At 66.7% G+C, this 21,984-nt stretch carries 18 protein-coding genes; 11 read left to right on the top strand and 7 right to left on the bottom strand.

Going from position 1 to position 21,984, the window contains the following annotated elements:
* Window positions 1-41: 41 nt before the first annotated feature.
* The gene (locus CKJ82_RS00225) at window positions 42-1,340 is read right to left on the bottom strand and encodes an SAM-dependent methyltransferase (protein WP_240510577.1); all 1,299 of its coding nucleotides are present in this window, start codon (window positions 1,338-1,340) and stop codon (window positions 42-44) included.
* Window positions 1,341-1,481: 141 nt separating this feature from the next.
* On the opposite strand from CKJ82_RS00225, the gene CKJ82_RS00220 reads away from it, so the two are divergent.
* The 5 genes from CKJ82_RS00220 (at window position 1,482) to CKJ82_RS00200 (ending at window position 7,845) form a co-directional block, all read left to right on the top strand.
* On the top strand, window positions 1,482-2,882 hold the full coding sequence (locus tag CKJ82_RS00220; protein WP_095536572.1) for an NAD(P)/FAD-dependent oxidoreductase: 1,401 nt from the start codon (window positions 1,482-1,484) through the stop codon (window positions 2,880-2,882).
* A 302-nt stretch (window positions 2,883-3,184) separates the two neighbouring features.
* Window positions 3,185-5,296 carry a formate C-acetyltransferase gene (pflB, locus tag CKJ82_RS00215; RefSeq protein WP_095536571.1) on the top strand — a complete coding sequence of 704 codons (2,112 nt, stop codon included), beginning with the start codon at window positions 3,185-3,187 and terminating at the stop codon, window positions 5,294-5,296.
* 93 nt (window positions 5,297-5,389) lie between these two features.
* A complete protein-coding gene (gene grcA2 / locus CKJ82_RS00210) occupies window positions 5,390-5,641 on the top strand; it encodes an autonomous glycyl radical cofactor GrcA2 (RefSeq protein ID WP_095536570.1) in 252 nt (83 codons plus the stop codon).
* A gap of 94 nt (window positions 5,642-5,735) precedes the next feature.
* Window positions 5,736-6,611, top strand: a complete 876-nt coding sequence (gene pflA / locus CKJ82_RS00205; protein WP_095276661.1) for a pyruvate formate-lyase-activating protein — start codon at window positions 5,736-5,738, stop codon at window positions 6,609-6,611.
* A gap of 160 nt (window positions 6,612-6,771) precedes the next feature.
* Window positions 6,772-7,845, top strand: a complete 1,074-nt coding sequence (locus tag CKJ82_RS00200) for a magnesium and cobalt transport protein CorA (RefSeq protein ID WP_095536569.1) — start codon at window positions 6,772-6,774, stop codon at window positions 7,843-7,845.
* A gap of 3 nt (window positions 7,846-7,848) precedes the next feature.
* Here CKJ82_RS00200 and CKJ82_RS00195 read toward each other — a convergent pair whose 3' ends face one another.
* Window positions 7,849-8,301: a PaaI family thioesterase gene (locus tag CKJ82_RS00195; protein WP_095536568.1), complete on the bottom strand. Its 453-nt coding sequence runs from the start codon at window positions 8,299-8,301 to the stop codon at window positions 7,849-7,851.
* 47 nt (window positions 8,302-8,348) lie between these two features.
* Between CKJ82_RS00195 and gndA the strand changes: the two genes are divergently transcribed.
* Window positions 8,349-9,818: an NADP-dependent phosphogluconate dehydrogenase gene (gene gndA / locus CKJ82_RS00190; RefSeq protein ID WP_095536567.1), complete on the top strand. Its 1,470-nt coding sequence runs from the start codon at window positions 8,349-8,351 to the stop codon at window positions 9,816-9,818.
* A 7-nt stretch (window positions 9,819-9,825) separates the two neighbouring features.
* Here the strand turns inward: gndA and CKJ82_RS00185 are convergent, their stop codons facing one another.
* On the bottom strand, window positions 9,826-10,902 hold the full coding sequence (locus tag CKJ82_RS00185) for an HNH endonuclease signature motif containing protein (protein WP_165765348.1): 1,077 nt from the start codon (window positions 10,900-10,902) through the stop codon (window positions 9,826-9,828).
* 147 nt (window positions 10,903-11,049) lie between these two features.
* Here CKJ82_RS00185 and CKJ82_RS00180 point away from each other — a divergent pair, with 147 nt between their 5' ends.
* The 5 genes from CKJ82_RS00180 to CKJ82_RS00160 all read left to right on the top strand — a co-directional run bounded on the left by CKJ82_RS00180 (window position 11,050) and on the right by CKJ82_RS00160 (window position 17,186).
* Window positions 11,050-12,342: a DEAD/DEAH box helicase gene (locus tag CKJ82_RS00180; RefSeq protein WP_095536565.1), complete on the top strand. Its 1,293-nt coding sequence runs from the start codon at window positions 11,050-11,052 to the stop codon at window positions 12,340-12,342.
* Between the two features lie 12 nt (window positions 12,343-12,354).
* Complete coding sequence (locus CKJ82_RS00175; protein WP_095536564.1) at window positions 12,355-13,749, top strand: hemolysin family protein; 1,395 nt, start codon at window positions 12,355-12,357, stop codon at window positions 13,747-13,749.
* Complete coding sequence (locus CKJ82_RS00170; protein WP_095536563.1) at window positions 13,746-14,798, top strand: hemolysin family protein; 1,053 nt, start codon at window positions 13,746-13,748, stop codon at window positions 14,796-14,798. Before CKJ82_RS00175 ends, CKJ82_RS00170 begins: the two co-directional genes overlap by 4 nt.
* Window positions 14,785-15,660: a 3-methyladenine DNA glycosylase gene (locus tag CKJ82_RS00165; protein ID WP_095536562.1), complete on the top strand. Its 876-nt coding sequence runs from the start codon at window positions 14,785-14,787 to the stop codon at window positions 15,658-15,660. Before CKJ82_RS00170 ends, CKJ82_RS00165 begins: the two co-directional genes overlap by 14 nt.
* A 65-nt stretch (window positions 15,661-15,725) precedes the next feature.
* Window positions 15,726-17,186: a hypothetical protein gene (locus CKJ82_RS00160; RefSeq protein ID WP_095536561.1), complete on the top strand. Its 1,461-nt coding sequence runs from the start codon at window positions 15,726-15,728 to the stop codon at window positions 17,184-17,186.
* 78 nt (window positions 17,187-17,264) lie between these two features.
* Here the strand turns inward: CKJ82_RS00160 and CKJ82_RS00155 are convergent, their stop codons facing one another.
* The 4 genes from CKJ82_RS00155 to secA2 form a co-directional block, all read right to left on the bottom strand.
* The gene (locus CKJ82_RS00155; protein ID WP_095536560.1) at window positions 17,265-17,840 is read right to left on the bottom strand and encodes a MerR family transcriptional regulator; all 576 of its coding nucleotides are present in this window, start codon (window positions 17,838-17,840) and stop codon (window positions 17,265-17,267) included.
* Window positions 17,841-18,139: 299 nt separating this feature from the next.
* On the bottom strand, window positions 18,140-18,886 hold the full coding sequence (gene ftsR / locus CKJ82_RS00150; protein ID WP_338063588.1) for a transcriptional regulator FtsR: 747 nt from the start codon (window positions 18,884-18,886) through the stop codon (window positions 18,140-18,142).
* 79 nt (window positions 18,887-18,965) lie between these two features.
* Complete coding sequence (gene odhI, locus CKJ82_RS00145) at window positions 18,966-19,397, bottom strand: oxoglutarate dehydrogenase inhibitor Odhl (RefSeq protein ID WP_095276690.1); 432 nt, start codon at window positions 19,395-19,397, stop codon at window positions 18,966-18,968.
* Window positions 19,398-19,557: 160 nt separating this feature from the next.
* Window positions 19,558-21,849: an accessory Sec system translocase SecA2 gene (gene secA2, locus CKJ82_RS00140; protein ID WP_095536559.1), complete on the bottom strand. Its 2,292-nt coding sequence runs from the start codon at window positions 21,847-21,849 to the stop codon at window positions 19,558-19,560.
* Window positions 21,850-21,984: the final 135 nt, after the last annotated feature.

Below are 21,984 nucleotides of genomic sequence, written 5' to 3'. Positions count from 1 at the left end.
CGCGCGGGCCCACGCTTCTCGACGCCACCACGCCCCTCCATCTACCGCCGCCCCCGCCGGTTCCGCGCCGTGAGCGTCAGTTGCGTGAGATCAATCATCCGCAGCTCCGCGAGCGCCTGACGCAGCGCGAGCTGCCACACCCACAGCCGCCGATACACCGGATCGAACCCGTCCGCGGCCGCGTCACGCAGGTGCGAATCAAAGGTGGCGCGCTGCAACCCCAGCGACGTCGCCAGGTGCTGTGGCGCGTGCGTCTCCGCGATGATGCGCAGCCCGGTCTTGCGGTCCACGATCCGCGCCAACGTCTCCGTGGATACGTAGCTCAGGCCCGGCCACACGTACGCCCTCAACGACGCCAACGCCGCCCGCGCCGCCTTATTCATCTCCGGCCCTGCCACGATCGTCTGGATCGCCACCTTGCCACCCGGCGCAACCGCAGACCCGAGCTGCGTGAGAAACTCGGCTTTGTCGTCGTCGCTCAGCGTCTCGAGGTGCTCGAGCGACACCGCCGCGTCGTACCCGCGCCCGAGCCGCTTGACCCTGACCTGACCCGGTACGCCCGCGAACGTGAGCTGCTCGCGCAGCGCGTCCGCGGACTCCGGCGAATTGGTCACGCACTCGACCTTGTCCCCGGCCGCCAGCGTGACCGCGGGTCCGGACGCCGGATACTCCAGCACGCGGGACCGGTCGCGCACACCAGCCGCCTGCAGGAGCATTGCTACGGATCGCGCCTGCGCGTCCGCCAAATCCGAGCGGGTCGTCCCCTCGTCCTGGGGCGCGGCGATCTCGGTCACGTCCACGAAGTGTCGCGCAGGCTCGTTGCCATGCCCCGCGCCACGCGCGTACGACTTCACGCGCACCCGCTCCCGCGTCGGCACGCCGGTGGCGAAGTGGCCCTGGAACGGGCTCACGCCGTCGCCCGCGTAGTGCTGAATCAGGCTGGGCGGCACTTCCCCGCTCTCGTGCGACCTCGCCGGCGCGACGCGCAGCGTGGACGGCACGTAGCCGGACTGGACGAGCTTGCGCAGCACCTGCACGAGCCGCTCAGAGTCCGGCGTGTGCCACTCCCCGGCCAAGTACCCCTCGGCCAGCCCGACCCAGCCGTTGGCGGCGACGCGCTGGAACACCTCGGCGTAATCCACCACGACGTCCGGGGCAGCCCCGTCGACGCGGATGCCGGCGTTGGCGCACGCCGCCGCAAAGCGCGCCTCTGCCCGGCCCGCCCGCCACCTATCGAGTCGCCCTCCGGGGACGGCGGCCACACTGGGCCACGCGGTGGCGTCGATAATTGCCAAATGCTCGGGGACGCTGGACGCGTTCATGTCGTGTGGGGAGGTCACTCGGCTGATGGTAGCGGGTGCGCGCCGGATCCCAGCGATGCCACGTCGGCACCCGCCTGTGGAGCTTCAGGGAATTCGGCGTAGTATGTGCAGGGGAAATTTCCAGACTTGTCTTTAAATTAGGTACAAGGAGTCTTACCTATGACAGAAGCGCCGTACCGTCCCGCAGGCAACCGCCACCACGTCGTCATTATTGGCGCTGGTTTCGGTGGCCTGTTCGCCGCCCGCGAGCTCGCGGATGCGGACGTGGACATTACGCTGATCAACCGCACGAACTACCACCTCTTCGCCCCGCTGCTCTACCAGGTGGCAACCGGCCTGCTTTCCAGCGGTGAGATTGCCACCTCGGTCCGCCAGATCCTCGCGGGCCAGGACAACGTGAGCGTCGTACGTGGCGACGTCACCGACGTCAACGTTGAGGGCCAGACCGTTACCGCCAACGAGGGCGCGTTCACCCGCACCTACGCGTACGACTCCCTCGTCGTCGCCGCGGGCGCCGGCCAGTCCTACTTTGGCAACGGCCAGTTCGCCGAGTTCGCTCCCGGCCTGAAGACCGTGGACAACGCCCTCGAAATCCGTGCCCGCCTCGTCTCCGCCTTCGAGCGCGCAGAGCTCGCCGAGACCGAGGAAGAGCGCAACGAGCTGCTCACCTTCGTCATCGTCGGCGCAGGCCCGACCGGCGTCGAGCTGGCTGGCCAGGTGGCCGAGATGGCCCACCGCTCCTTCAAGGGCCAGTTCAAGAACTTCGTTCCGTCGCAAGCAAAGATCGTGCTTATCGACGGCATGCCGCAGGTCCTCCCGCCATTTGGGAAGCGCCTGGGCAAGAAGGCGCAGCGTGAGCTGGAGCGCAAGGGCGTCACCGTCGTCCTCAACGCCCTGGTTTCCAACGTGGATGCCGGCAGCGTCACCTACAAGGACACCAATTCCGGCGAGGAGACGACGCTGCGCACGGCGACCAAGATCTGGTCTGCAGGCGTACAGGCTTCCCCGCTGGGCAAGCAGATCGCCGAGCAGGTCGGCGTCGAGGCAGAGCGCAACGGCAAGGTTCCGGTCAACGCGGACCTCACGGTGGGCGACAAGGACAACCTGTTCATCATCGGCGACATGATGAACCGCAACCGCCTCCCCGGCGTTGCCCAGGTGGCGATCCAGTCCGGCGAGTACGTCGGCCGGATCATCAAGGAGCAGGTCGAGCACGACGTTGCGCCGGCCGCCCGCGACGAGTTCGAGTACTTTGACAAGGGCTCCATGGCGATCGTCTCCCGCTACAACGCCGTGGTGAAGATGGGCAAGGTTGAGGTCGCAGGCTTCCTCGGCTGGATGATGTGGCTGGCAGTCCACGTCTCCTTCCTCGTCGGCGTGCGCAACCGCCTGGTGTCCATGTACACCTGGACCAACAACGCGCTCACCCCGAATCGCTACAACCTCGCCACCACGCTGCAGCAGCAGCACGGCCGCAACGCGCTGGACAAGCTGCGCGCCAACGTCGACGGCGCTGAGGACACCTTTGAAGAGGTTCGCGATACCAACGGCGAAAACTAAGCACTCCCCCCGTCGGGTGCTGTAGCGTACCCCCGCCTACACCCGAGATCCGAGGCCCGGTCCACACGACCGGGCCTTTTGCCGTGTCTGCGGGGGTAATTCACCCCTGGTGGCCAAGGTCACACGGTTGAAAGTAGCGGGTTCGCAATGGTCTCACCTTATAATTGGGACACAACGATGGTAGCGCTTCAAATCATCGGCCGGAAAGATTTCCGGTGGCAGATGTTGAACGGGAACCTGGGAAAGTGCTAGCGCGTCCCCATCGTGGAAAACCCTCAAGACTAGAAGGATCGTTCTTCAAAGTGACTGCTACAACTGCTGCATCGCAGAACACCGCATGGGACGGCTTTGCCGAAGGCCCGTGGACCGACGAGATTAATGTTCGCGATTTCGTCCAGCGCAACTACACCCCCTACGACGGCGATGCATCGTTCCTCGCCGGCCCGACGGAAAAGACCCTCCGCGCTTGGGACACGCTGGACAAGAAGTACCTCTCCGTCGAGCGCGAGCGTCGCGTCTTCGACGTTGACACCGAGACCCCGGCAGACATCGACGCCTTCCCCGCCGGCTACATCTCTGAAGACGACAACGTGATCGTCGGCCTGCAGACCGACGTCCCGACCAAGCGCGCGATGATGCCGAACGGTGGCTGGCGCATGGTCGAGCAGGCCATCAAGGAGGCCGGCAAAGAGGTCAACCCGGACGTGAAGAAGATCTTCACCTCCTACCGCAAGACCCACAACGACGCTGTCTTTGACATCTACACCCCGCGCATCCGCGCAGCTCGCTCCTCCCACATCGTCACCGGTCTGCCCGACGCATACGGTCGCGGCCGCATCATCGGTGACTACCGCCGCGTCGCCCTCTACGGCGTGGACAAGCTCATCGAGGACAAGCTCGCCGCCAAGGACGCTTCCCTGGACAAGGGCTTCTCCGAGCACTGGGCACGCTACCGCGAGGAGCACGCTGAGCAGATCAAGGCGCTGAAGAAGCTGAAGAAGATGGCAGCCGATTACGGCTTCGACATCTCCGGCCCGGCGACCAACGCTCACGAGGCCGTGCAGTGGACCTACTTCGGCTACCTCGCCTCCGTGAAGAGCCAGGACGGTGCCGCAATGTCCATCGGCCGCCTCTCCCCCTTCTTCGACATCTACTTCGAGCGCGACCTGGCCAACGGCACGCTGACCGAGGAAGACGCACAGGAGATCATTGACGCCCTGGTGCTCAAGCTCCGCATCGTCCGCTTCCTGCGCACCGAGGACTACGACCAGATCTTCTCCGGCGACCCGTACTGGGCAACCTGGTCCGACGCTGGCTTCTCCTCCGACGGCCGCCACCAGGTCACCAAGACCTCGTTCCGCCTCCTGCAGACCCTGCGCAACCTGGGCCCGGCACCGGAGCCGAACATCACCATCTTCTGGGACCCGGCGCTTCCGGAGGGCTACAAGGAGTTCTGCTCCGCCATCTCCATCGAGACCTCCTCCATCCAGTACGAGTCTGACAAGCAGATTCGTGACCAGTGGGGCGACGACGCCGCCATCGCATGCTGCGTCTCCCCGATGCCGGTGGGCAAGCAGATGCAGTTCTTCGGCGCCCGCGTCAACGCGGCGAAGTCCCTCCTGTACGCCATCAACGGCGGCCGCGACGAGGTCACCGGCAAGCAGGTCACCGAGGGCCACACCCCGATCACCGGCGACGGCCCGCTGGACTTCGACGAGGTCTGGCAGAAGTACGAGGAGATGCTGGATTGGGTTGTCGGCACCTACGTCGAGGCCCTGAACATCATCCACTACTGCCACGACAAGTACGCGTACGAGGCCGTCGAGATGGCGCTGCACGACTCCGACATCGTTCGCACCATGGGCTGCGGCATCGCCGGCCTGTCCATCGTCGCCGACTCGCTGTCCGCCATCAAGTACGCGAAGGTCACGCCGATTCGCGACGAATCCGGCCTGGTCGTCGACTACAAGACCGAGGGCGAGTTCCCGTTCTACGGCAACGACGACGACCGCGCTGACGACATCGCCGCCACCGTGGTCCACACCGTGATGCAGAAGATCAAAGAGATCCCGATGTACCGCGACGCGATCCCGACCCAGTCCGTCCTGACCATCACTTCCAACGTGGTCTACGGCAAGGCCACCGGTTCGTTCCCGTCCGGGCACAAGGCCGGCACCCCGTTCGCACCGGGCGCAAACCCGGAGAACGGCGCCGACAACCACGGCATGGTCGCCTCCATGCTGTCCGTGGGTAAGCTCGACTACAACGACGCGCTGGACGGCATCTCGCTGACCAACACGATCACCCCGTCCGGCCTCGGCCGCAACAAGGACGAGCAGGTCAAGAACCTGGTCGGCGTCCTCGACGCGGGCTTCATCATGGACAACGCGGACGCAGAGATCCACCCGGCATAAACCCGGGCCCGCCCGGTCGGCCCACCGGCCGACCGGCAACGGACAACTCAATACCCCACTAATCACCACTTCCCCGAAAAGGAGCACACCACAATGTCTACCCACACCTTCGAAGACCGTATGGCTTCCATGAAGGCCTCCCGCGAGGCCAACAACATGAACTCTGGTCTGTACCACGCCAACATCAACGTGCTGGACCAGAACACCCTCGAGGACGCAATGGAACACCCGGAGAACTACCCGAACCTGACGGTTCGCGTGTCCGGCTACGCGGTGAACTTTGTCAAGCTCACCAAGGAGCAGCAGCGCGACGTGATCTCGCGCACCTTCCACCGCGGCGCATAACCAGCGGCATAACCAGGACGTAGCGCCCCACTGACTCGCCCTTCGGGGTGGGCGGTGGGGCGCGTCGATAAGCACACAGCACAGGAGGCCAGCCATGGCGCAAGATGGCACAACCGGCGTAGTCACACTCGAACCCCAGCAGGGCGAACGCATCAGAGGCGTCGCCGCGGGCCTTGGCGGCACCGCCGACGCCGACATGGAAATCACCCGACCCGAGCTGCTCGAGGCGCGGCGCACCGGCGACATCGGGCTCGTCCACTCGTGGGAGCTCGTCACCGCCGTCGACGGCCCAGGCACCCGCATGACCATCTTCCTATCCGGCTGCCCCCTGCGCTGCCTGTACTGCCACAACCCTGACACGATGGAGATGAAGGAAGGCACCCTCGAATCCGTCGAGTCCGTCGCGAACCGTGTGAAGCGCTACAAGCGCATCTTCGACGCCACCGGCGGCGGCCTCACCCTCTCCGGCGGCGAGCCGCTGTTCCAGATCGCGTTCACGCGTCGCCTGCTCAAGATGGTGCACTCCGCGGGCATCCACACCACGATCGACACCTCCGGCTACCTGGGTGCGCGCCTGCGCGACGAGGACCTGGACAACATCGACCTGTTCCTCCTCGACGTGAAGTCCGGTGACGAGGAGACGTACCAGCGCGTGACCAAGCGCCAGCTGCAGCCCACCATCGACTTCGGCGACCGCCTCAGTGAGAAGGGCAAGCGCGTCTGGATCCGCTTCGTCGTCGTGCCCGGCTACACGGACTCCGAGGAGAACGTGAACAACGTCGCCGACATCGTCGCCCGCTGGACCAACAACGTCGAGCGCGTCGAGGTCCTCCCCTTCCACAACATGGGCGCCGACAAGTGGAAGAAGATCGGTATGCCGTACGAGCTCGACGACGTCACTCCGCCGTCGCCCGAGCACGTCGAGCACATCCGCGACATCTTCCGCTCGCGCGGCCTCGAGGTTCACTAGCGCCCCGGGTTCGTCGCTTATCGACGCCACGTCTTCCCCTCCGCCGCGAGTTCGCGCTCGCGCGGAGGGCGTAGTATTTTTTAAGGGCTTCGCTTCGGCCAAGCCACGATCTGCCCGTTGCAACCGGCCCGGCCGGTTCGTCACACGAAGGGAGGCTGCTATGCCGCCTCGGATTCCACTTCCACGTCAACGGCCGAAGAAGAACTTCGCACCAGTTGCTCAACACGTCCCGGTGCCGATAGAACGCTCGATTGATTTCTGCCGCATCTTCGTCGACGGCAAGCGCCAGCCCGGCAACGCGCGGGTGGCGCAGGCGCTCGAGCACGTCAACCAGCATGACAACGCCTTCGTGTGGCTGTCGCTCAAGGAGCCGACGACGACGCAGATGGAGCGCATCGCGGAGCTCTTCGACCTGCACGACCTCATCGTCGACGATGTCATCGACGCCCACCAGCGCCCCAAGGTGGAGCGCTACGACGACCAACTCTTCCTGGTCATCCGCACCGTCTATTACCGCGACGACGAAGAGGTCTCCGACGCCCGCGAGATTATTTCCACCGGCGAGGTACAGATCGTGGTCGGCCCCAATTTCGCCATCACGATTCGCCACAATGCGCCCCTCCCCGACCTGACCGGCCAGCTGGAGGAGGACGAGGAGCTTGCCATCCTCGGCCCCGCGGCCGTGGCGTGGAAGGTCTCCGACTACGCGGTGGACAACCACCTGCGCGTCGCCCAGGCGCTGAGCATCGACGTCGACGACCTGGAAAACGAGGTGTTCACTCCGCGGCGCGACATCAACATCGACAAGATTTACATGTACAAGCGTGAGGTTTTGGAGATGCGGCACGCCATTGACCCGCTCGCGCCGGCGCTGAAAAACAGCCTTGTCAGTCACAAGGACTTGCTCCGCAAGACGCTGCGTTCGTACTTCCGCGACGTCGTCGACAACGCGACCATCGCCAGCGACCACCTCTTCGGCTTCGACGAGCGCCTCTCGTCGCTTCTCGACGCCTCCGTGGCCAAAGTCAGCATGCAGCAAAACAGCGACATGCGCACCATCTCCGCCGTCGTCGGTATGGCCGCCGCCCCGACCATGATCGCCGGCATCTACGGCATGAACTTTGAGAACATGCCCGAGCTGAGCTGGGCGTACGGCTATCCGGTCGTGCTCATCGTCATGTTTGCGTCGATGGCCATCATGTACTGGTGGTTTAGGCGAAATAACTGGCTGTAGGTGTTACGTGGCGTCGACAAGCATGAGCTTAAGGTTCGTCACCGCAACCAGCTTGTCGCCGTTTCGCTGCTCCACGCGCCACAGGTGCGTGCGCTTGCCGGTGTGCACCGGGCGCGCGACCGCTTCGATCCGCCCGCCGGAAACGCCGCCCAGCAGGTCGGTGTAGTTACTCATCCCTAGCGCCGGGCGGCCCGCCGCCGCGATCGCCGCCATCGAGCCGATCGTTTCGCCTATCGACGCATACACGCCCCCATTCACCACACCCGTGAGCTGCAAGTGCTGCGGCCCCACTTCGACGTAGCCCTCGGTGCGCTCCGCCGAACACGCGGTGATGACGAGCCCGATGTGCGGGCCGAACCCGATGTCGTGCGCGTTGAGGTCGCGCAGCTCGTCCGCGCTCAGCGGCTCGACCAGCGGCTCTCTGGCAAAGCGGCTGCGGTAGTCGTGCGTCTCCATGTGCACACTCTACCGCCCGCCCGTACGCGGCGCGTAGAATCGGGCGCATGACTGATGCATCCCCCGCTACCGGACTCGCCCAGATCGGCGTCGTTGGCATGGCCGTCATGGGCTCCAACCTCGCCCGCAACTTCGCCTCCAAGGGCCACACCGTGGCCATCTATAACCGCTCGCCGGAAAAGACGCGCGCCGTCATGGCCGAGCACGGCGCCGAAGGCAACTTCGTCGCCTCGGAGACCATCGAAGACTTCGTGGCTTCCCTCGAGCGCCCGCGCAAGGCGATCATTATGGTGCAGGCCGGCGCCGCCACCGACGCGGTGATCGACCAGCTCGCATCCGCGATGGATGACGGCGACATCATCATCGACGGTGGCAATTCCCTGTTCACCGACACAATCCGCCGCGAGAAGGAGGTCGCCGCGCGCGGCCGCCACTTCGTCGGCGCCGGCATCTCCGGCGGCGAGGAGGGAGCGCTGCGCGGCCCGTCGATTATGCCCGGCGGCCCGAAGGAATCCTGGGAGACGCTCGGTCCCCTGCTCGAGGACATTTCCGCGAAGGTCGACGGCTCCCCGTGCGTCACCCACATCGGCCCCGACGGCGCCGGCCACTTTGTCAAGATGGTCCACAACGGCATCGAGTACGCCGACATGCAGGTGATCGGCGAGGCCTACCATCTCCTCCGCTACGGCGCCGGCCTCACGCCCGCCGAGCTTGCGGACATCTTCAGCACCTGGAACGAGGGCGACCTGGACTCCTACCTCATCGAGATCACCGCCGAGGTGCTGCGTCAGACCGACGCGAAGACGGGCAAGCCGTTCATCGACGTCATCCTGGACGCCGCCGGCCAAAAGGGCACCGGCCGCTGGACCGTCAAGGAGGCGCTCGACCTCGGTGTGCCGGTCACGGGGATCGGCGAGGCGGTGTTTGCGCGCGCGTTGTCGTCGGCAATTGCCCAGCGCGAGGCCGCCCAGCGCATCGGGCTGCCCGCTGGCGAGGTGACCACGCTCGATGACCTCGGCGTGGACAAGGACGCCTTCGTCGAGGACGTGCGCCGCGCGCTCTACGCCTCCAAGCTCGTCGCGTACGCGCAGGGTTTCGACGAGATCAACGCCGGTTCGCAGGAGTACGGCTGGGATCTCGAGCCGGGCGCGCTCGCGCGCATCTGGCGCGGCGGCTGCATCATCCGCGCGAAGTTCCTCAACCGCATCACCGAGGCCTACGAGAACGACCCCAAGCTGCCCTCCCTGCTGCTCGACCCGTACTTCAAGCAGGAGCTCGAGGGCGGGCTTATCGACGCCTGGCGCCGCGTCGTCATCACCGCCACCCAACTCGGCCTGCCGGTCCCGGTCTTCGCGTCGTCGCTGTCGTACTACGACTCGCTGCGCTCGAACCGCCTCCCGGCAGCGCTGATCCAGGGCCAGCGCGACTTCTTCGGCGCGCACACCTACAAGCGCGTCGACATGGACGGCACCTACCACACCACGTGGTCGGGAAGCCGCGAAGAAATCGACGCGTAAGCAAAACCTAGTTAACGGGCGGGTCGGTCGCCGCTGTGGTGGCCAACCGTTTTGCGCGCACCCACGGATCGCCGTGGTTTCTGCCCCGGGGCGTGACGTAGCCTCCGGGGCTTTGCCATACGATCTGCCCGTCGACGCGCTCCATCCGGCCGCGGTGCGGGCGGCCGTTTTGCCGATTGTGGTACGCGCACAACCAGCAGAGATTGTCAATCGTTGTCGTCCCGCCCTTCGACCACTCGTGGATGTGGTGCGCCTCCGAGAAGTCCGCGGGCTGGTTGCAGTCTTTCCACGCGCAGGTGGGCGCATCCGCGCTCATGAGGAGGCGCAGCTCGCGGGAAGCGTGGCGCAGCGTGGTGCCGTAGAGGTTGATCGGCCCGTCGGTTGGCGAGATCAACGCGATGTACCCAGACTCCCGCAGCTTCCGGTTGATCAGCTCCGCGCCGGTGAGCCATTCGCCGTTGGTGAGCTGCACCTCGATCTCGTCGGTGCGCTCGGGGTGCTTGCGCCACTGCGCAAAGTCGCCGATGTCCATGTTGAGCACCGTGGTCAACGCAGCCGCGGGGGCCGCGGTGGCGCCTCCGCCCTTCGCCCAGCCCGCCGGGTCGCCCTTCGCCGCCTCAAACAGCGGCAGCACGTCGCTGGTGCGCGCGGTGAGGTGCATGGTGGACCAGCCCTGGTCGTGGAACGTGATGCTCGCCTTCGGCTCTCGCGGCCGTGCCGGCTGCAGTTCCTTCTTCAGCGCCCTGGCCCGCCGTGTGATCGCGCGGAGGTCACCGCGCGTTTCACACAGCGTGGTGCGGTATTTCCATCGGTCCGCGTCCGTTTCCAAACTTTTCGACGACCGCGCAATAAACGCCAGCGTCTCCAACCGGTGCTGATTTTCGCGCGCCGCCGCGACGCACGCGTCCTGCGCCCGGCGGTTGCGCACCTGCCCGAAGTAGACCTCGGCCGCGCCCATCAGTTGTTCGGCGCGATCGCGCTCCATCCCGCGGTCGACCAGCGCGTCGACGCTCGACTCCACCGCATCGGCGATGATGGCAATGCCGTTGCGGTCGTGGTGGATGAGGGCGTCGATAAGCGTCATGCCCCAGAGCATAGCCGCACCACAACGCGCTGACCAGCGTAAACGGCAAAGTGTGAGAAGTCTTCCAAAACCTGACGCGGAGGGAACCGCAGGCCCGCCGCGTGCGTCTAATAGGGTTTGGGGTTTTCGCGCGCTAAAGTGGTCGCAATGACATCGTCGACACCGTCTCCCACAACTTTCGCCGAACTCGGCCTGCCACAACCCGTGGTCACAGTGCTCACACACCAGGGCATCGAGCACCCGTTCCCCATCCAGGAGGCGGCGATCCCGGACGCGCTCGCCGGCCGCGATGTCCTCGGCCGCGGCCCCACCGGATCCGGCAAAACATTCACGTTCGGCCTGCCCATCCTCGCCCGCCTCGCCGGCGCTCCCAGCCGCCCGGGCCATCCACGCGGCCTCGTGCTCGCGCCCACCCGAGAGCTCGCCGCGCAGATCCGCGAAAGGCTTGACGACGCCGCCGCAGCCCTCGGCCTCCGCATCCTCGAAGTCGTGGGCGGCGTCAACGTGAACAAGCACATCCGCGCGCTTGCCGCCCCCGTCGACCTGCTCGTGGCCACGCCGGGGCGCGCGCAGGACCTCATCGACCAGAAGAAGCTCTCCCTCGACGCGGTGGAAATCACAGCGCTCGACGAGGCCGACCAGATGGCCGACATGGGCTTCCTCCCCCAGGTACGCAAGCTGCTCGACCGCACGCCCGAGAACGGGCAGCGGCTGCTGTTCTCGGCGACGCTTGACGGGGACGTCGAGAAGCTCGTGGCCCGCTACATGCACGACCCGGTGACGCGCTCGACCGCGCCTGTCGAGGCGGCGGTGGACACGATGGAGCACGTCCGGCTGCTCGTCGGCGGCCGCGAGGAGCGCAACGAGATCGTCCTCCAGATCGCCGCTCGCGACGGCAAAACGATCATGTTCATGCGCACGAAGCACGGCGTGGACCGCCAGGTGAAGAAGCTGCGCCGCGTCGGCATCAACGCGCAGGGCCTGCACGGCGACAAGGGCCAGGGCGCGCGCACGCGGGCGATCGAGGGCTTCGGCGACGGTTCCACGCCCGTGCTCGTGGCCACAGACATCGCGGCGCGCGGCATCGACATCAACGACGTCTCGCTCGTCGTCCACGTCGACCCGCCCGCCGAGCACAAGGCGTACCTGCACCGCGCCGGGCGCACCGCCCGCGCGGGCACGTCCGGCACCGTCGTTACGCTCGTCATGGACGACCAGCGCCAGGAAGTGGACAAGCTGCTCAAGAAGGCGGGTGTAGACGCGCGCGAGGTCCGCGTCACCCCGATGTCGGAAGCGTTAGTTAAGATCACGGGTGCACGCAAGCCGGAGGGCGCTCCCCTGCCGCCGCCCGGACAACCTGCGCGTGGGCGTCGACAAGCGAAGCCCTCCGGCCGCAACAAGCGGCGCGGGAATCGAACACGAAGGAGTCACGGGCGCTAACGCGCAACAATAATGGACATACTCATATCCATCCTCTCCCTTGCGGGATTCATATTGCTCACCGCCTCAACGGGCCTGTTCGTGGCGATCGAGTTCGCTATGACCGGGCTGGAGCGCTCGGCGGTCGACGCGCACGTGAGGGAAAAGGGCGACAAGCGCGCCAAAGCCGTCGCGCGCGACCACGCCAACCTCTCGTTCGCGCTCTCGGGCGCGCAGCTCGGCATCACGCTCACCACCCTTGCATCCGGCTTCCTCGCGGAGCCGGTGCTGGGCAAGTACTTCGCCCCGCTGCTTGAGCTGGTGGGCTTGGACAAGGACGCATCCGGCGTCGTGGCGATGGTGCTCGCGCTGATCGTCGCGACCCTGCTGTCCATGGTGTTTGGTGAGCTTGTGCCCAAGAACATCGCGATCACTAACCCGCTGGGCACCGCCCGGTTCGTGGTCCCGCCGGTCAACGCGTTCAACCGTTTTTTCCGTGGCTTCATCAATTTCCTGAACAGGTCGGCGAACTTCGTCGTGCGCAAGCTAGGTATGGAGCCGGCTGATGAGCTTGCGTCGGCGCGCTCCGGCCAGGAGCTGACCGCGATGGTGCGCAGCTCCGCAGAGGCGGGCGGCCTGGACGCCGAGACCGCCGCGGTGATCGACCGCTCGCTGCAGTTCGGCGACACCACCGCCGAGGAGGTCATGACGCCGCGCTCCACCATCGACGCGCTCGATGCCGACGACACCGTTGCCGACCTCATCGCCTTGGCGCGCCAGTCCGGCCACTCGCGCTTCCCGGTGCGCCGCGGCGACCTGGATGACACCGTCGGCGTGGTGCACATCAAAGACGCGTTCTCGGTGGACAAGGCCGACCGCGCCACCACGAAGCTGGCTTCCCTCGCCCGCGAGGTGCCGTTCGTGCCGGGCACGCTCGATGGCGACTCGGTGCTCAACCGGGTCCGCCAGGCCGGGTCGCAGGTCGTCCTCGTCGCCGACGAGTTCGGAGGCACGCAGGGCTTGGTCACCATCGAGGACGTCGTGGAGGAGATCCTCGGCGAGGTCTACGACGAGTACGACGACAAGGAGCAGGAACGCGACTTCCAGCGCATCGGCACCTCGTGGGAGGTTTCGGGGCTCGTGAGGCTTGACGACGTCACCGCCACCACCGGCTACACCGCGCCGGAAGGCCCGTACGAAACCCTCGGCGGCCTGATCATGTCCGTGCTGGGGCGGATCCCCAAGCTGGGCGACAAGGTCGTGCTGCCCAACGCCGCGGAGAACTTCCAGGAGGGGTTCGAATCCGGCGGCGCCGGAACGTGGGTCGGGCGCGTGTCCGCCATGGATGACCGCCGCGTGGACCGGGTACTGCTCAGCCCCGTCTCCCCCGCGCAGGCTGAGGAAGTTGCTGGAGGTGAGCGTCGATGAGCATTTGGGTCGCAATTCTGCTGATCATTTTCCTCCTCGCGGCCAACGCGTTCTTTGTCGGCGCCGAGTTTGCGCTGGTGTCGTCGCGCCGCGACCGCCTTGAAAACTTACTCGCCCAGGGAAGGAAGGACGCAAAGGGCGTGCTCGACGCCACCGAGCACCTGTCGATCTACCTGGCGGGCGCGCAGTTCGGCATCACGATCGCCTCGCTGGTGTTGGGTAAGGTCGCCGAGCCGGCGATCGCGCACTACATCGAGGTGCCGTTCCTGGCGCTCAACCTGCCCGAGAACCTGCTGCACCCGGTGAGCTTCGCCATCGCGCTGGTGATCATCTCCTACCTGCACATCCTGCTTGGAGAGATGGTGCCAAAAAACATCGCTATCGCCGGCCCCGAAACCACGGCGATGTGGCTCACCGGCGCGATGACGGTGTGGATCAAGCTCACGCGCCCGGTCATTGAGCTGCTCAACTGGATCGCCCGCAAGACGCTTGCGGCGTTCGGCATCGTGCAGCGCGACGAGCTGGACTCCACGGTCGACCAGGAGCAGCTCGCCAACATGATCCAGGAGTCGCGCGAGGAGGGCCTGCTCGACGCTGAGGAGACCGCCCGCCTGGCCAAGGCCCTGCGTTCCGAGACCCGCAACCTGAAGGAAGTGATGATCCGCCTGCCGGATCTGAAGACCATCACGCTGCAGCCGTCCGGCATCCGCCTCTCCGCCGTGGAGGAAGCGGTGCGCGAGACCGGGTACTCCCGCTTCCCCGTCCAGACGGAGCCGGGCGTGCTGGTCGGCTACATCCACGTCAAGGACATCTTGGACCTCATGGAGTCCGACGACGCCGATCCCTTGGTGCCCAAGAAGCGCATCCGCCCCCTCTCCATCGTCGACGGTGCGCAGACGCTTGACGACGCCCTCACCTCCCTCCACCGGCGCTCCGCCCACATGGCACAGGTCCGGGACAACGGCGAGCTGGTCGGCGTGCTGGCGCTCGAGGACCTCATCGAGGAGTACGTGGGCACCGTCGCAGACTGGACGCATGAGGACGAGTAGCCCGGAGGTGCTCCAGCCGCGCGAGTACGAGGCGCTCATCGCGGCGCACGAGGCCCGCGCGGACCAGTGGATCACCCCGCACCTGGAGCGCCGCACGCACGGCGTCGCGCACCCGGTGTGGGACTTCCTCTTCGAGTACTACCCGCTCCGCCCCGCCCACCTGCGCCGGTGGCACCCGGGCGTGGGGCGCACGCTTGCCGACGCCACCGCCCTCCCCCACGCGACCTGGCGCGATTACCGCGTTGGCGCCGATGGCACGGTTGGCGTGGACGTCGAGGCGTTTGTTGCCCACCGCGGGAGGGACGCGGAGGCGGTTGGGCGGGTGCTCGGGGGCGTCGAGAAGCGTCCCGCACACTTTGATTGCTTCGGCCTGCACGAATGGGCGATGGTCTACCGCGCGGACACCCCGCGCCACGCGTTGCCGCTGCGACTGGGGCGCGCCGGGACCGATGCTGTGGTTGAGGCGCATCAGCTCAAGTGCACGCACTTTGACGCGTACCGATTTTTCACGCCGCCGGCGCGCCCGCTGAACCTGACCGTGCTCACGCGCGAGGGGCAGGCGGCGAACGACCAGGCAGGCTGCGTGCACGTGGCGATGGACCTGTACAAGTGGGCGACCAAGCTCGGTCCGCTCGTCCCCGGCGAGCTATTGCTGGACACGTTCGCGCTCGCGCGCGAGGCGCGCAGGCTGGACATGGAGGCCTCGCCGTACGACTGCCGCGAGCTCGGGTTTGGAGTCGTGCCGATCGAGACAGCTGAAGGCAAGGCGGAGTACGTCCGCCGGCAGCGGAAATTGGCGGAAGACGCCGCGCCGCTGCGCCATCGGCTTGTCGCGCTCTTAGAACGCGTGCGGCACGGATAAGATTGCGGCAAGGCGCTACCTGCGCGCTGCGCATCCAAGCAAACTCGGCTGACAAGGCGGTATACATGGCACGGCATTCCAACGGTAAGAACAACTACAGGCTGTCCGGCGAGGCGTTGATTGCGCTGCTCGTGGTCCTGCTGCTCATCGCCGGGCTGCTGTGGTTCATCTTCGGTCGCGGTACCGACGCCGACGAGGCGCAGGGCGGCGGCGAGTGCGTCGCCGGCGACGTCACGCTCCCGGTCGCGGCGTCGGACCACGCGGTCGCCGAGCAGCTGATGAAGACTTACCAGGAGAGCGCGCCCGTGGTCCGTGACCACTGCGTCAAGCCGCAGCTGGTGGACAACGTTGCGGATGCGGCGGTCTACCTCGCGCCGAACACGCCGGTCACGCAGCAGCAGCTGGCGAACGCGAAGCGCACCGCTGCCGTGTCGGAGCCGGCGATCGTGGCCAACCAGCCGGTCGGCCTGTCCGGAAAGGCCGAGGCGAAGCTTGACCAGGTCGGATTGGACAAGGTGCGCTTCGCAGCGAGCGACGAGCCGTCGGCGTCAGCCGTCGTCGCCGGGACGCTGGCGAAGGGCGACGACCAGGCGGCGGTGAAGGCGCTGACTGATCAGCGCGTCGACTCGCTCGACGGCTTCGACGGTGCTGACGACACTTTCCTCGCGACGTCCGAGGACGCCGTCCCCGAGGGCCTCACGTTCACCCCGATCGATGCCGCCGTGTCCTACGCGGCGATCCCGCTCAACGCGGCCGGCGACGTGACCGAGGACCAGTCGCGGGCGGGCCAGGACTTGGCACGCTTCTCGGCCGACAAGTTCGATGGGCAGGACCCGCAGCAGCCCGTGATCGCGGAGATGGTCTGGGCCGCGGCGCTCCCCGCGGGTGGGGCCGCGCTTACCGACGGCACCGCAAACGACGGCGCCGACGCCGCGGGCAGCGACGCAAAGGCGAGCGCGAAGGACGACGCCCCGGCGTCCGAGTCCGCGGCCGGCCCGGTGCAGAACACGTTGTTCCTGCTCGACACGTCGGATGGCATGGCACCGTACATCGAGCCGGCGAAGGACGCGGTCGGCGCAGCAGCAGGTGCGGTCGGCGAGCGGGGCAAGATGGTCGGCCTGTGGAACTACTCCTCGCCGCTCAACCCGGGCGTGACCCGCGGGTACCGCGACAACGTCGCCCTGACGGGCAACGCGGGCGACGTCGACCAGGCGGTGCACCGCTTCCTCACCGGCGGCGTGCCGCAGACCCGCGAGGCGGTCCTCGCCGCGGCGGGCGCCGCCGCGCAGTGGGGCGAGCCAGTGCGGATCGTCGTGGTGACCACCGGCACCGCTGACGCCGGAAACGACGAGGAGTTTGCCAACACGGTCAGGCCGTTCAACGACCAGGGCGTCGACGTCACGGTGGTGCACGTCGGCGGCGAGCCGCAGGACCAGGGGCTGCGCAATGTCGCGTCGTCCGACCAGCACGTCGATGGTGCCGAGGGGCTTACCGACGCTGTGAAGTCGGCCGCCGGCGTGAAGTAGGCGCGGGGACGCCCTCGGGCGTAAAAAATCGCGCCCCGATCAGTGCGGGGCGCGATGGTGGGAGTGGAGCAGAACCGGCTAGGAGGACTTGCGGCGACGGCGCGCGGCGAGCTCGTCAATCCCGGTGACCTCTGCGACCGGGGCGTCGTCCTCGGTAATCACGCGCTCCGCCGGGAACGCGGAGATGGTGCCCGAAAGCTCCTTCATAATCTGCGGCACGGCGATGCCGAACACGCCCTGGCCGCCGCCGAGAAGGTCGATGATCTCCTCGTTGCTGCGGCATTCGTAGACCGTTGCGCCGTCCGAGACCAGGGTGATCTCCGCGATGTCGTTCACACCGCGGTCGCGCAGCTTCTCCACCGCGAGGCGGATGTTCTGCAGCGAGATGCCAGTGTCAAGCAGGCGCTTCACAATCTTCAGCACCAGCACGTCCTTGAACGAGTAAAGGCGCTGGGAGCCGGAGCCCTTTGCGCCGCGGATTGACGGGCGGACGAGCTCGGTGCGCGCCCAGTAGTCGAGCTGGCGGTACGTGATGCCGGCAACCTGGCAGGCGATGGGCACGCGGTAGCCCACCTCGTCCGATGGCCCGATGTCAAAGAGCGATTCCTGGATGGGGGCGTCGCCGGTAGTGCCGTGTCCGTTGTGTGTAGTCACGTAATTACTCCCATGAAGTTTGGCGTAGTGCCTATGTGCTTTATTAAATGCCAAGCATAGGCTTTCGGTCAACCTTTGCACGCGCAACACGCCGAACTCTAACCCTCAACTTCACGTTGAGACTCTCCTCGCCCCACCAACCACATGCGCCCCACCAGCCACAGCAGGCGCGTGGCGTGCGGATTCCGCGACCGCACGCGGGCCGAGCCACGCCCCTCCCCCAAAATCGGGTAACACACAGGAACGCCCCCGCGGCGCACCTGGATGGAGGCGGGCGGGGGCGGTGGCGTCGTGAAGCGCTAGTGGCCCAGGCGGTGGCGGAGCTGATTCTTCACCAGCGACGCGTGCAGCGAAACGACGAGCGCGGACATCTGCTGGCCGGTCTCCTCGGCCTGCTGCTGCGCGGTGTCCTTGCCGGACTTCGCAATCGGCTCCGCGACGCGGGCGATGAGGTCCACCTGGCGCGCGGCGGCGGTGCGCAGCGTTTTCAGGTGGCGGATGTCCACGCCGAACTCGCCAAGGGAGAGCGCGGTCGTGACCACCTGGACGTCGTCGGCTGTGTAGTAGCCGGCCGCGTCCGGGCTAATCAGCCCGGCTTTGGTCAGCTCGGCGACGGTTGCCGCGTCGGTCTCGGCCTGCGCGGCCACGTCGGTATCGGTGAGCTTGGTGGATGCGGGCGCCCGGAAGTTCTCCGGCGACACCATCGGCGCGCCGCTTTCCGCGTCGGGCGCCATCAGGGCGGCGACCTCGCCCGAATCCATCGCCTCGAGCTGCTCGCGGATCACCTTCAGCGGCAGGTAGTTGTCGCGCTGGGTGACCAGGATGTAGCGGAGGCGCTCCACGTCCGCGTCGGTGAAGCGGCGGTAGCCGGACGCGGTGCGCTGCGGGGTGATGAGCCCCTCGGACTCCAGGTAGCGAATCTTGGAGACGGTCACGTCCGGGAACTCCTCGCGGAGGCGTTCAAGGACCACGCCGATCGACATGGTTTTCGCCTGCTGGGTCGTGCCCGTCGGCTTCAGCGGGGAAGTTTTGCGGAGTGCGCTCACTGGTGGTGGATCTTTCGTTGCGTAAAGAGCGCCCCGTTGTCAGGGGCGCGGGTACGTGGGGGCTCTGGTCGGAGCGAGTCTACTTCTCGTCCGCGATAAAGACGAGGCGGAACTTGCCGATCTGGATCTCGTCGCCCGTGGACAGCGTCTGGGAGTTGCGCGGCTCGCGGTTGACGTAGGTGCCGTTGAGCGATCCCACATCGACGACCTCGAAGGAGTCCTCGGTGCGGCGGAACTCTGCGTGGCGGCGGGACACGGTGACGTCGTCGAGGAAGATGTCTGCCTCCGGGTGGCGGCCCGCGGTGGTCGAGTCCTGGTCCAGCAGGAAGCGAGCGCCGGCGTTCGGGCCGCGCTTAACTACCAGCAGTGCCGCGCCCTCGGGGAGGTTTTCCGCGCCGGTGATGCCGTCCTTGGAGGCGGACGCGCCAGACTCCATCTCCTTCAGCAGGTCCGCACGGAACACCGACGTCGTTTCCACCTGGTTCTGCGGGTTACCGGTGTTATCGCTCATCACTTACTCCTGACTATGTGTGAAATCGGCGCGCCCCGCGTGCACGGGCCAGCGAGGCGCACCAATGTCGAGGTTTTCAGTTAGCTGCCTGTCATACTACCGGCTCGAGGCTCCCGCGGGGGTGTTTGCCACCACTCCACAGGATTTCCCCACCTCTCGCCTACCGGAAAATATTGCCGATGCCGGAGATCACGCTGTTGCCCGACCCGGCCAGCGGGTTATCCGAGACCATGTAAGTCCAGGTGGCGCTGGGCCGCTTCCAGCCTGCGTCGGCGAGGTGGGCGCCGTTGGCGTCGATAGGCACCTGCTCGAACGTGTCGACTGCCTGGTCGACGGCCCGGTTGGCCAGCTCCTTGAACTCACGGACGGCGATGCGGTGGTACTCGGTGATCGGGGTTTCTCGGGCGATGGCGCGCAGGTGGATGGACTCGCGCACGTCGTCCATGAGCCCGAGGTACTCCGACCACTCGGTGTCGAGGTGGTAGAGCATGATGTCGCGGGCCGCCTGCTCCCGGACCTCCTGCGGCAGATGCTCCAGCTCCGCGGCGCGCTGCGGGCTACGCTCGGCGAGCTCGCGCCACGCGGTGTCGGTGTCCAGGAGGGCCGCGCGGCGCTGGTCAAGGATGTCGCGGTGGTCGGCGAGCAGCTTGTTGTACTTCCAGGTCTGGGAGTGGATCTCCAGCAGTTGGCCTTCGGTGACGCGCTGGCAGTGCTCGACAAACTGCTGAATGCGGTTGGATTCGATCCGGCCGGTCTCGTCCGGGTGGGCGGTGACCTGTTCGTCCGCGCCGCCCGTGGACACGACGTCATCCTCCAGCGAGACGAAGAACAGGCTCAGGCCCGGGTCGCCCTGGCGGCCTGCGCGCCCGCGGAGCTGGTTGTCCAGGCGCGCGGAGCGGTGGCGCGCTGTACCGATGACCGCCAGGCCCCCGAGCGCCGCGACCTTGTCGTGATCCGCCTCGTCCGCACCGCCGAGGCGGATGTCGGTGCCGCGGCCAGCCATCTGCGTCGAGACGGTCACGCGGCCGAGGTCGCCCGCCTCTGCGATGATGCGGGCCTCCTCTGCGTCGTTTTTCGCGTTGAGCACGTTCACGGACACGCCGCGGGCCTCCAGCGCCTCGGCGAGCGCCTCGGATTCTGCGACATCGTGGGTGCCCACGAGCACCGGCTGGCGGGTCGAGTTCAGGTGCGCAACCTCGTCGACGATGGCCTTGTTCTTCTCCTCCATCGTGGCGTAGATGCGGTCCGCCTCGTCGAAGCGCTGCAGCTCGTTGGCCCGGTCAATCACAGCGACGTGGAGGTCGTAGAACGAGCGGAGCTGGTCGGTGGCTTCGACCGCGGTGCCGGTCATTCCGCACACGGTTGGGTAGCGGCGCATCAGCGCTTGGAGCGTAATGGAGTCCAGGATCCGGCCGCCCTCAGAGACGGTGAGGCCTTCCTTGGCTTCCACGGCCGCCTGCAGGCCGTCCGGCCAGCGCTGCAGTTCGGCGACGCGGCCGCGGGAGGCGTCGACAAGCGCGACCTTGCCGTCCTCCACGATGTAGTGGACGTCGCGGATCAGCAGCGCCTTCGCGTGCAGGGCGAGGTTGACGCGCACGAGGGTGTCGCCAATCTGCCCGTCGCCGTAGAGCGAGTCGATGCCCAGCAGGCGTTCCACGTGCTCGGCGCCTTCGTCGGTGAGGAAGACGTTGCGCCCCTCGGCGTCGATCGCGTAGTCCTTGCCCTCGCGCAAGTGGGAGACGGCCTCGGTGATGCGCCCGGTGGTCTGGGTCGCTCCTTCGGAGCCGGCGAGGACGAGGGGGACGAGGGCTTCGTCGACAAGCACGCTGTCCGCCTCGTCGACCAGGGCGACGTCCGCCGGGGCCTGGACGGTCTGAGCGCGCGAGGTGATCTGGTTGTCCCGCAGGTGGTCGAAGCCGATTTCAGTAACGGGCGCGTAGACGATGTCGCTGCGGTAGGCGGCGGTGCGCTCCTCGCGGGAGCTGTTCTCCGTCACGGAGGCGACGCGCAGGCCGAAGAATTCGACGAGCGGGCGCATCCATTCCGCATCGCGGTCCGCCAGGTAATTGTTCACGGTGATGACGTGGACGCGCTTGCCGGTCAGCCCGAACCCCGTGGCCGCCATCGCGCCGACAAGCGTCTTGCCCTCACCGGTGGCCATCTGGATGACGTCGCCCTCGAGCAGACGCAGGACCGCCTGGTTCTGCACGTCGAACGGCAGCAAGCCGAGCGTGCGTTTGGAGGCGACCGACAGGATGGCAAGGAAGCGCTGCTTGTCCTTGATCGCGCCGCCGGAGACGGTGTCTCGGATGGCGGCGGCCAGCGCGGCGTCGTCAAGCTGCTCAATGCTCGGGATCAGCTCGTGGGCGCCGGCAACGATGCCCTTGGATTTCTTGTTGTTGCGCTCAGATGTTGAGCCCATGGCCTTCCAGAACCAGTCGAATGCTCCCATGCGCTTGACCGTCCTTCCTCGTCGCACTGTATCGCACTGTATCGCTCTGTAACGCTCTGTCGCCGCAGTATTGCCTCAAAGTCTAGGCGCAGCGGTTTTACCCCCGCGATGCAGGTAGCGGGAGGGCTGTTGTTG

The organism is Corynebacterium gottingense, assembly GCF_002285125.1.
GTDB classification, from domain to species: Bacteria; Actinomycetota; Actinomycetes; order Mycobacteriales; family Mycobacteriaceae; genus Corynebacterium; species Corynebacterium gottingense.
This window is presented reverse-complemented; position numbering and strand designations above follow the sequence as displayed.

Excerpts from the sequence above, each read along its gene's own strand:
- CKJ82_RS00220 (WP_095536572.1), top strand. The coding sequence starts at position 1,482 with ATGACAGAAGCGCCGTACCGTCCCGCAGGCAACCGCCACCACGTCGTC.
- grcA2 (WP_095536570.1), top strand. The coding sequence starts at position 5,390 with ATGTCTACCCACACCTTCGAAGACCGTATGGCTTCCATGAAGGCCTCC.
- pflA (WP_095276661.1), top strand. The coding sequence starts at position 5,736 with ATGGCGCAAGATGGCACAACCGGCGTAGTCACACTCGAACCCCAGCAG.
- CKJ82_RS00200 (WP_095536569.1), top strand. The coding sequence starts at position 6,772 with ATGCCGCCTCGGATTCCACTTCCACGTCAACGGCCGAAGAAGAACTTC.
- CKJ82_RS00195 (WP_095536568.1), bottom strand. The coding sequence starts at position 8,301 with ATGGAGACGCACGACTACCGCAGCCGCTTTGCCAGAGAGCCGCTGGTC.
- gndA (WP_095536567.1), top strand. The coding sequence starts at position 8,349 with ATGACTGATGCATCCCCCGCTACCGGACTCGCCCAGATCGGCGTCGTT.
- CKJ82_RS00185 (WP_165765348.1), bottom strand. The coding sequence starts at position 10,902 with ATGACGCTTATCGACGCCCTCATCCACCACGACCGCAACGGCATTGCC.
- CKJ82_RS00180 (WP_095536565.1), top strand. The coding sequence starts at position 11,050 with ATGACATCGTCGACACCGTCTCCCACAACTTTCGCCGAACTCGGCCTG.
- CKJ82_RS00175 (WP_095536564.1), top strand. The coding sequence starts at position 12,355 with ATGGACATACTCATATCCATCCTCTCCCTTGCGGGATTCATATTGCTC.
- CKJ82_RS00170 (WP_095536563.1), top strand. The coding sequence starts at position 13,746 with ATGAGCATTTGGGTCGCAATTCTGCTGATCATTTTCCTCCTCGCGGCC.
- CKJ82_RS00165 (WP_095536562.1), top strand. The coding sequence starts at position 14,785 with ATGAGGACGAGTAGCCCGGAGGTGCTCCAGCCGCGCGAGTACGAGGCG.
- CKJ82_RS00160 (WP_095536561.1), top strand. The coding sequence starts at position 15,726 with ATGGCACGGCATTCCAACGGTAAGAACAACTACAGGCTGTCCGGCGAG.
- odhI (WP_095276690.1), bottom strand. The coding sequence starts at position 19,397 with ATGAGCGATAACACCGGTAACCCGCAGAACCAGGTGGAAACGACGTCG.
- secA2 (WP_095536559.1), bottom strand. The coding sequence starts at position 21,849 with ATGGGAGCATTCGACTGGTTCTGGAAGGCCATGGGCTCAACATCTGAG.